This window comes from Nostoc sp. T09 (genome assembly GCF_002154695.1).
Classification (GTDB): domain Bacteria; phylum Cyanobacteriota; class Cyanobacteriia; order Cyanobacteriales; family Nostocaceae; genus Aulosira.
In genome coordinates, this window is record NZ_MTAV01000137.1 from 1 (window position 1) to 9,227 (window position 9,227).

A 9,227-nucleotide genomic window follows, 5' to 3' on the forward strand; every position below is an offset into this window, starting at 1 on the left:
TAATCTACTAGATTACCTCTAAATTCTGACTTCTGACTCCTGGGTGCTGAATTCTTACGTCTGACTCCTGGGTGCTGAATTCTTACGGGGGAATGGCACTAAGATTTATGCTTTCAAAATTAGATGATGCTGGGAATCTATCTTCAGTTTCTTTTGCTGCTGTAGTTGTTTAAGTAACTGAGTAATGGTGACTCTAGTTGTACAGGTGGCAATGGCAAGGTCTTCATGAGTCAGACGCACACTCAATCGAATTCCATCCTTTACAGGTTGTCCAATTTCCTGTTTTAGAACTTCTAATAAAGTGTTCAAGCGGTCTAAAACTCGTGCTTGCCCGTAAACAGCTAGCAGCAATTCGGTTTGTCTTAATCGTTGGCTAATTTGAGGTAAAAGGCGCTGCTTGAGTTCGACAGAGCTGACAAACTCGCTCATGGGAATGCTCCATAGCTGAGTATCCGCGAGGGCAATTGCCTCATACAGTGGTAAAGCAGTCAAACTCGGGCCAAAGGGTGCTGAGGCCCCTGCTAATCCAAGCAAGACCTTTTGACCTCTATCAGAAAATGTTGTCAGCTTCACTAGTCCTGAACAAACCTGCCAAATCGTCTGCGGGTTTAAAGGAATTGTTTCTCCTTTGTGATAATGCTGCAAAGGGTAGCTGAGATTGGTATAAGTATCAGACTGTTCGTTTGTTGTGATTAGGTTGTGGCTTTGCTGGCGCAACAGCCAGCGTAAGGTCAGCGGTTGGTTTACTTCTTGGCGGTTGACCTCTACAACAACGCTAACATCAAATGCTAATCCTTGCTCTGGCAGCAAGCGGACTTGCCACTCTTGTTTCCAAGGTCTTTGCTGGAGTTGCTGCAAGTCAGTTTGGAATTGTTGCCGCGTTTCATGAGCGACGAAATTTATGAGCGAACGACCAATCAATAAAGGCTGCTGGAGGTTAAGCAATTTGGCAGCCGCGCGGTTGGCTTCGTGAATCCTTCCATCTGTATCTGTCAGCAAGCAAGCATCTGGAATAAACTCCAACAACTCCTGATAGTGTCGGCGTTCATTTTGTACAGTTTGGTTAGCCAATACTAACTGCTGATTCTGTTGGTATAGTAATTCTGCTGCTCTCTGAAGTCTCTCAAAGGCAATGCCGAGTTCAGGGAGAGTTGATGATAATAAATTTGATGATTGTGAAGCAGAAGTGTTAATTCTTTGATATAGATGAGATAAGCGATCGGACATCGCCATTATTTGTTGAGTAAAAGCAGTTTCATTCATATTAGTGACACCACTTGAACTCGTCTATTTTGATAAGTAAATGTTGCAATTAACTTAGCGATATCAAAAGATTTGGGTAACTGCTTACCAAAGCCAATAATGAAAGCGATCGCTACTAAGTCATACGCTGCAAAAATCATTGTTAAAAAATTTATCGAATCAAGATCACTATCAACAACGATTACTCGCAGTCCGTTGAGCGTTAAAGATTCATCGGACATGATTGGTAAATATTTTATCCAAATGTCAATAGGTTGAGCAAATTCAGCAAATCTACATACGCTTGAGGTTTGTACTTTCTCGTTAGCCATTGGTCATTTGTTTTTTGTAAACACAAATGATTATTCACAAACAGAGAAGTCTGCTTTGAGGTTCCTTCTACTCAAACTTCAAATTCATCCCTCACCAAAAAACAGCGCATGAACTTAGCAATATGCAATTATTCTTTTAGGATAATTCTTATTCACATTTATTTCAGTACGAAACCGCACTGAAGAAAGGTAGAACTGAAGATTTCCGGGACTACCCTATAGATGGAGTATGGAAACAGTTCTCCGTTCCCCAACTGCAAAATATATCTGTTGGTGTGCAAATGTTGTCAAGTAGCATGGCAGAAAACCGTATTCTTTCTGCCTCCCGCCCTCTGCCTTCTGCCTTTATTGCTCAGAACGCTATCGTTTGGATGATGAGATTAAGTACAAAAACAGCATACACTTTTTGATGGTAAATCTGATAAATGGAGTTGCTGTGATTAGTTTTTTATTCGTAACTGATTTGGATAATACCCTGGTAGGAAATGACGAAGCTCTTGTAGAGTTAAACGATCGCCTCCAGAAACATCGCCAAGAATATGGTACAAAAATTGTTTATGCCACCGGGCGATCGCCTTTACTTTACCGAGAACTGCAAGTTGAAAAAAATCTCTTGCAACCAGATGCTCTTGTTTCTTCTGTGGGTACGGAAATTTATCTTGATGATAGCAAGCAGCCAGATGCAGGTTGGTCAGAAGTTCTCTCTCCGGGATGGGATCGCGAACTTATACTTTCTATAACTGATAAATACCCTGAGTTAACTTTGCAACCAGAGTCAGAACAGCGCCCCTTCAAAGTAAGTTTTTTTCTCGAACAATCTGTAGCACCTGGAATTTTATCGGGTCTTGAGTTAGAGTTGCAAAAACATAATTTAAAGAAAAAGTTAATCTACAGTAGCGGAATTGATCTTGACATTGTTCCCCTTTCCAGCGATAAAGGTCAGGCAATGCAATTTCTGCGTCAAAAGTGGAAGTTCGCAGCAGAACAAACAGTTGTCTGTGGTGATTCAGGTAATGATATTGCTTTATTTGCTGTAGGCAACGAACGGGGAATCATTGTCGGGAATGCCCGCCCTGAGTTACTCCAGTGGCACAACGAGCATCCCGCTGACTACCGTTACCTAGCACAAAATTTTTGTGCAGGTGGCATTCTGGAAGGACTAAAATATTTTGGATTCTTAGAATGATTAGTTATCTAAAAGGTATCGTTGCTGGTGTTCAAACAATTAGTAGTAATCGTGTGATTTTGACTCTTGAAGTCAATAACATGGGGTATGATTTGCAAATTCCGCAGCGGCTAGCACAGCATTTACCAGAGTCGGGAGGAGTGGTGCAAATCTTTACCCACTACCAAATTCGCGAAGAAGTGCCGTTATTGTATGGCTTTGCTTCCCCATCTGAACGGGATTTATTTCGTCATCTGCTAACTGTTAGCGGTATTGGTGCTGCTTTAGCGATTACCCTGTTAGACACGTTAGAACTACCAGATTTAGTCCAAGCAATTATCGCGGCCAACATCCAAATCCTCATTCAAGCCCCAGGCGTTGGCAAGAAAACCGCAGAACGCATCTGTTTGGAACTGAAAAGCAAATTGATCGAGTGGCGCAAATCAGCAGGGTTCTTCGTCGCCACAGGCGGTCCAGCACCAGGTATTCTCGAAGAAGTGCAAATGACTTTGTTTGCCTTGGGCTATACTGCTCACGAAGTCAGCCACGCCTTGCATGTAGTCAGTGAAGATATCGGACTTCCGAAAGACGCCTATGTAGAAGATTGGATTAAACAAGCGATCGCTCATCTCAGCAGTAGCGAACAAATTGGTTAGTAGTCATTTGTCATTTGTCATTTGTCATTTGTCTCCCTTCCCTTGTCCTCCTAACTCATAATGCCTATAGATCCTTATGCTTGGCTAGAGCAGTCTTTGGCAACTATTCATCGGGCGGATTGGTATCGCTCAGTACAAACAATTTACGGGCGTCCCGGTGCTACTGTGTTTCTAGAAGGGCGGGAAGTAATTAATTTTGCCAGTAATGACTATTTAGGATTGGCGGGAGATCAGCGCTTAATTGCGGCTGGGGTTGCAGCTACCAAAGAATTTGGCACAGGCAGCACGGGTTCTAGATTACTTAGTGGACATCGAGAATTACATAGAAAATTAGAAAGAGCGATCGCATCTCTGAAACAAACAGAAGATGCATTAGTATTTAGTTCAGGATATTTGGCAAATTTAGGTGCGATCGCCGCTTTGGTAGGTAAGCGCGATTTAATTTTATCTGACCAATACAATCATTCGAGTCTCAAAAATGGGGCAATTCTCAGTGGTGCAGCAATAATTGAATATCCGCACTCTGATATTACGTCTGTAAAAAACCACTTGATTGAGCAAAGGCAAAATTACCGACGCTGTTTAATCCTCACCGATAGCGTCTTCAGTATGGACGGCGATTTATGTCCTTTGCCAGCAATGTTAGATCTCGCTGAAGAATTTAGCTGTATGCTCCTAGTTGATGAAGCTCACGCTACTGGAGTCATGGGCAAAACTGGCGCAGGGTGTGTTGAACATTTTGGCTGTACGGGGAAGCAGTTAATTCAAATTGGTACTTTGAGTAAAGCCTTGGGTAGTTTAGGCGGATATGTAGCCGGAAGTGCTACCTTGATTGACTTTTTACGGAATCGCGCCCCGACTTGGATTTACACCACAGGACTTTCACCCGCAGACACAGCAGCGGCGTTAGCAGCAATCAAGATAGTGCAACAAGAACCGCAACGCCTTACTCAATTGTGGACGAATGTAGATTACTTAAAAAAGTTAATTCAAGAGCAGATATTTGAATTAAAGTTACTGCCTTCAGAATCACCTATATTATGTTTTCAATTGTCTAGTGCCGCAGAAGCATTAAAAGCAGGACAATATTTAAGAGATGCGGGTATTTTTGCCCCAGCGATTCGTCCGCCAACTGTGCCCACCAGTCGCATTAGAATATCTGTGATGGCGACACATGAAGCAATGCATATTGAAAAATTAGTAGCAGTGCTGAGCGACATCAATGTAATCAGTAATTTGTAATTACAATTTACAGCGTTTTTCAAGTAAATAGACCACGCGATAATGATATGTGAAAATTCCCGTTGTCCAGATCCCGGACTTCTTTAGACCTCTTGCAAAAATATATTTTTGCAAGAGGGGGGAAAGGGAAAAGGTTAAAGGGAAAGGGTTTTGAGTTCCTTTCCCCTTTTCCCCTTTCCCTTTTACCGACTTCTGCAAGAAGTCTTTTGAGAAGTCCGGGATCTAACTTTTCACGAGTTCTCACTCCCAATAATTTCGCTTATACCATTTCACAAAAAATATGATGTGGATGTAGTGGATGTAGGTTGGGTTGAGGAACGAAACCCAACACTTCAAAGTCTTGTAATTGTTGGGTTTCACTCCGTTCAACCCAACCTACGCATCTGTTCCCCGTTCCCTGTTCCCTGTTCCCTTGCCTCCACAGAGGAATTTTCTTAACTGAACCGTATTGCATCAAAGATGTGTTTCCTGAGCAATCGACAACTCAAAATGAGTGAGTATAATTTAATACTATACCTTTGAGTTGCGAGGATTGATTCATGGATAAGTCAATTATTCAGTTGGTTGACGAATTACCCAACGATAATATTACTGTCAAGGTTTTAAAAGCCCTCGATTATGTCGCCCCAGGAGAATGGAACAACTTGGTGGGCTTTGACAATAGCATCCGTGCAATTACTGGTGAGACTGATGCCAAAGTAATTCAAAAAATTCGCGATCGCGCTGTCTCTCTCTATCACGATCCACAGAATGGCTACCAAACTGCAATCAAACTTTATCAAACTATCGATAAAGCCGACACAGCTATGGCTACAGCAGCTTTAGCTAATAAAGTAGGTGAAAAAATCGGCTTTCTCTCCTTTTTAAGTAATATCACTCCCAAAGCAGACGTAACTCAAACTATAGATTTAGTCCTAAAAATTGCTGTCGAAATCATCGCCTTCTCTAAACTAAATGGTATTCCTAGTCCAAATCCCCAAGCATTTGCTATTTCTTTAGCAGAAAACTATAAAGATGCATCCTTAACGCGGATGGTCGCTTTAGTTTGCATAGATGGAATACTACCTTTAGGCCCCGACTTTCTCAGCAAGATTCATAGCATTATTAGTGGTGCTGATGCCAGCAGCATAGTAGCTCAAAATCCTGTTTTCTTAGCAGTTAACAACTTTTTGCCAGGTAATAACCCTGGTGAGAAATTTGGCTTTATTACTCAGGCTTTTAACTCCGTACAAGGCTGGATGAATAACTTAGTAGCCAAGACAGGTGTAACTCCACAATCGATTTCTAGCCATTTAGGTAGTTTTATTCAAATTGCTGATGATAACTTAGATTTTGTTGCTGCATTCTTGGATCAAACCACCAATTACTACGAGCATACAGGAATTCAAACTGTCGCTCGTACCCTAATATTGCGATCGCACTCTTTAGTCAAAGCCGAAACTCCCCAAGATTCGCCACAGTCTCGCCAAGATACCTCATCGGCTGTGAAGTCAGATAATAGCCAGTATGCAGTTAGCAAAACAGTAGAAGTCTGGGATGGTGACGAAGAAGATTGGTATCAAGCCACAATTGAGAAAGTCCAAGAAGACCAATTCTTTGTGTATTACCTTGGCTACGGTTCCACCTATGACGAGTGGGTTGGCGAAGATGAGATTCGGATTCGCGAACATGGCGCATCCGATGACAATGGATTTGCAGTTAGCCAAAAAGTCAAAGTTTGGGATGAGGACAACGAAGATTGGTATTCCGCAAGTATTGAGAAAATTCAAGGTCAGCAATACTATGTGCATTACCTAGATTACGACTCATCTTATGACGAGTGGGTAGATGCGGAAGAGATTCGGTAATACTTCGACTTCGCTCAGTACAAGTTCGTAATTAAGCAATCAAATCGCCGATTACTCAGATCCCCGACTTCTTCAAGAAGTCGGGGATCTTTTTGTTCAATACACATCATCATGGTCACCGAGATTTAGCAGGAGAATTGCGTCTTCTTTGCCTTCCTCTGGGTTAGCCACAAATTCAAAAAGAATGCGATAGCTGTAGTCGATTGAGCAAGCCCAAATACCAGCGAACTCACCTGAAAGTTTATGAGTTTTTAACGTAGGATGGAAAGGATCTGCGGCAAGTTGTTCTAGGGTTTCTTCAATCATGGAGCGTAATTGAGGATTTTGACGCACCATGCGCTTAAAAGCACGCAGAGATTTTGCACTCCAGGCAATTTCTCTCAAGCATCTAACTCCGCTAAAAAGTCTTTCACAGAACCGTATGTGATTCCGCCTTCAGCAACCTCTTGGCGAATTTCTTGGACTTCTTCCAAAAGCTGCTGGCGTTGTTTCCTATGCAAGCGTTTTGCTAAAATTTCCAGCAATAATTGCTGTTCTTCTAACGATAAAGCTTCCGCAACATCGATCGCCTGTTGCAGTCGAGAGGTTTGGGAGATATCTGTCATCTTTGACGCAAATTAGATTAGTCAGACTAATTTAATCATAGTTGCTACTTTCTGCGATCGCTCGCAACTATCACAGTTATGGGCGATCGCCCTATTTTTTACCAAATAAAAGAGCGATCGCTAGCATAAAGTAGATACACAAAATTAATTACACAATGTCATTGCGAGTGTAACAAAGTGGAGCGCAGCAATCGCAAGGATTGGGATTGCTTCTCTGCGAGAACGCCTTCGACGTTAAGCAAAGCTATGCCGCAGGCTTTACGCTTCGCTCGCAATGACTGTAAATATTTTTGTTTAGGTACTTATGTAGTTAACCAATTAAGGTAAAACAACAGAGCTTTGGTTACCATTGTTGTTTGCACCATTCAAAGCTGTAACTACCGTACTCTCAGATGAAGAATCAGAAGATTTCTTAGAACGGCGTGATGAACTCTTGCGTAGCTTACCTCCCGCCTGGGTATATTGCACACTATCTCTGCCATAATTGGTTGCCACACTCATTAACATCTTTTCTGAATAGCTGCTTAATTTCTCTTCAATTTGAGAGATACGACCTGCCATTTCATCTAAAGAAGTGAGTAAATTATTATAGTTTGATAGCTCAGTTTGCAAACTTTGGATTAAGTTGTCGTATTCTGTCAAATTTAATCCCTTGCCAAAGTCCAGTGTCGGGCTAATCCAGCGCATTCCGGCAACTCGCCGTAAAGCTTTTTCGAGAGTAGGTGAACCACGTTTTTGTCTGACCATAATATGCACTCCTAAAGAAAATCAGAGGATTACTGCGTATAATTTAGCTAATGCAACAATAAATCTCTATGAGAAATAATTCGGAAAATTAACTGCAAATAAACATCGATTTGATTATTTTTACTTGTTTATACTGAAATTTTTAAAAGAATCGTCTTCAATGTCGTATTGAGCGTCTTCAATGTCGTGTTGAGCGCCTTCAATGTTGTATTGAGCGCCTTCAATATCGTATTAAGCGTCTTCAATGTCGTGTTGAACGCCTTCAATGTCGTATTGAGCGCCTTCAATGTCGTGTTGAGCGCCTTCAATATCGTGTTGAGCGCCTTCAATATCGTGTTGAGCGCCTTCAATGTCGTGTTGAGGGATTAAATTATGATTTTCCCTAACTTAACCCGACCTACGGCGAAGGCGATCGCATTTTTGCTTTAGATTTGGGAAAGTGCGTTAGCAGCGTTTAACAAAGCGATCGCTTTGCCAATGGAGAAATACACTCAGGTGTTAGGCTGCTCAAAGTGCGATGTCTCCGACAACCCCTTTGGGGAACGCAAGAGTTAAACATTCTTTAGCTACACGACATCAAGCTGAATATTTTTCGTAAAAATCGCGACGTTGATCGCTACCAGCCCGATGTTCTAAAAGAACGCGTATTATAATCTGACATTAAGTGCCTAAACGCGCAGCAGCTTGTCTCTAGACATCGGTTCCCTATCGATACTGTATGCCTGTAATTTAGAATACCTTGAAAGTAGTAGATAATAGTTCAGCAATTTCGCTCATGACCGAGACAGAACTGCTACAGGTAATTGAACAAGCCGCAATAGAGGGTGTAACGAAACTAGACCTCTCTGGTAACAATTTGACGGCTTTACCCCCTGAGATTGGTAAGCTGACTCAACTAAAAAAGCTAATTCTCGGTAAATACCGGTATGACGCAGATGGTGATATCGTCGGGACTATTGGCAACAGACTGAGCTATTTACCTGTAGAAATTGGATTGCTCAATCAACTGGAAGAACTTCAGGTTGTTGATAATTGCTTAACCAGTCTGCCTAGGAAATTTGTCCAACTGGTCAACTTGCAAACCCTCAACCTGGGCGATAATCAACTCAGCAGTCTGCCTAGGAAATTTGGACAACTGGTCAACTTGCAATCGCTCAACCTCAGCAGTAATCAACTCAGCAGTCTGCCTGGGGAAATTGTCCAACTGGTCAACTTGCAAACCCTCAACCTCTACAGTAATCAACTCAGCAGTCTGCCTGGGGAAATTGTCCAACTGGTCAACTTGCAAACCCTCAACCTGGGCGATAATCGACTCAGCAGTCTGCCTAGGAAATTTGGACAACTGGTCAACTTGCAAACCCTCGACCTGGGCATTAATCAACTCAGCAGTC

10 protein-coding genes are annotated in these 9,227 nt (G+C 42.1%); 5 read left to right on the forward strand and 5 right to left on the reverse strand.

Features of this window, described 5'->3' with window-relative positions; translation table 11 throughout:
• Positions 1-105: 105 nt before the first annotated feature.
• Positions 106-1,263, reverse strand: coding sequence for a PAS domain-containing protein (locus tag BV372_RS25675; protein ID WP_086689326.1), 1,158 nt, complete (start codon positions 1,261-1,263; stop codon positions 106-108).
• Positions 1,260-1,574, reverse strand: coding sequence for a hypothetical protein (locus BV372_RS25680; RefSeq protein WP_086689327.1), 315 nt, complete (start codon positions 1,572-1,574; stop codon positions 1,260-1,262). Before BV372_RS25680 ends, BV372_RS25675 begins: the two co-directional genes overlap by 4 nt.
• A gap of 436 nt (positions 1,575-2,010) precedes the next feature.
• Here BV372_RS25680 and BV372_RS25685 point away from each other — a divergent pair, with 436 nt between their 5' ends.
• The 4 genes from BV372_RS25685 to BV372_RS25705 all read left to right on the forward strand — a co-directional run bounded on the left by BV372_RS25685 (position 2,011) and on the right by BV372_RS25705 (position 6,484).
• Positions 2,011-2,760, forward strand: a complete 750-nt coding sequence (locus tag BV372_RS25685; RefSeq protein ID WP_179198233.1) for a sucrose-phosphate phosphatase — start codon at positions 2,011-2,013, stop codon at positions 2,758-2,760.
• The gene (ruvA, locus tag BV372_RS25690; RefSeq protein WP_086689329.1) at positions 2,757-3,395 is read left to right on the forward strand and encodes a Holliday junction branch migration protein RuvA; all 639 of its coding nucleotides are present in this window, start codon (positions 2,757-2,759) and stop codon (positions 3,393-3,395) included. The genes BV372_RS25685 and ruvA overlap by 4 nt, the downstream gene beginning before the upstream one ends.
• A gap of 60 nt (positions 3,396-3,455) precedes the next feature.
• On the forward strand, positions 3,456-4,637 hold the full coding sequence (gene bioF, locus BV372_RS25695) for an 8-amino-7-oxononanoate synthase (RefSeq protein WP_086689330.1): 1,182 nt from the start codon (positions 3,456-3,458) through the stop codon (positions 4,635-4,637).
• A gap of 539 nt (positions 4,638-5,176) precedes the next feature.
• Complete coding sequence (locus tag BV372_RS25705) at positions 5,177-6,484, forward strand: agenet domain-containing protein (RefSeq protein WP_086689332.1); 1,308 nt, start codon at positions 5,177-5,179, stop codon at positions 6,482-6,484.
• Between the two features lie 96 nt (positions 6,485-6,580).
• Here BV372_RS25705 and BV372_RS25710 read toward each other — a convergent pair whose 3' ends face one another.
• From BV372_RS25710 to BV372_RS25720, 3 genes are all read right to left on the reverse strand, one after another.
• Positions 6,581-6,868 (reverse strand): type II toxin-antitoxin system mRNA interferase toxin, RelE/StbE family, encoded by a 288-nt coding sequence (locus BV372_RS25710; protein WP_086689333.1) that lies wholly within the window; start codon positions 6,866-6,868, stop codon positions 6,581-6,583.
• The gene (locus BV372_RS25715) at positions 6,865-7,089 is read right to left on the reverse strand and encodes a hypothetical protein (RefSeq protein ID WP_086689334.1); all 225 of its coding nucleotides are present in this window, start codon (positions 7,087-7,089) and stop codon (positions 6,865-6,867) included. The genes BV372_RS25710 and BV372_RS25715 overlap by 4 nt, the downstream gene beginning before the upstream one ends.
• Positions 7,090-7,407: 318 nt before the next feature.
• Positions 7,408-7,836: a hypothetical protein gene (locus BV372_RS25720; RefSeq protein WP_086689335.1), complete on the reverse strand. Its 429-nt coding sequence runs from the start codon at positions 7,834-7,836 to the stop codon at positions 7,408-7,410.
• A gap of 775 nt (positions 7,837-8,611) precedes the next feature.
• Between BV372_RS25720 and BV372_RS25725 the strand changes: the two genes are divergently transcribed.
• On the forward strand, positions 8,612-9,227 hold a 616-nt coding region (locus tag BV372_RS25725; protein WP_179198234.1), incomplete at its 3' end, for a leucine-rich repeat domain-containing protein.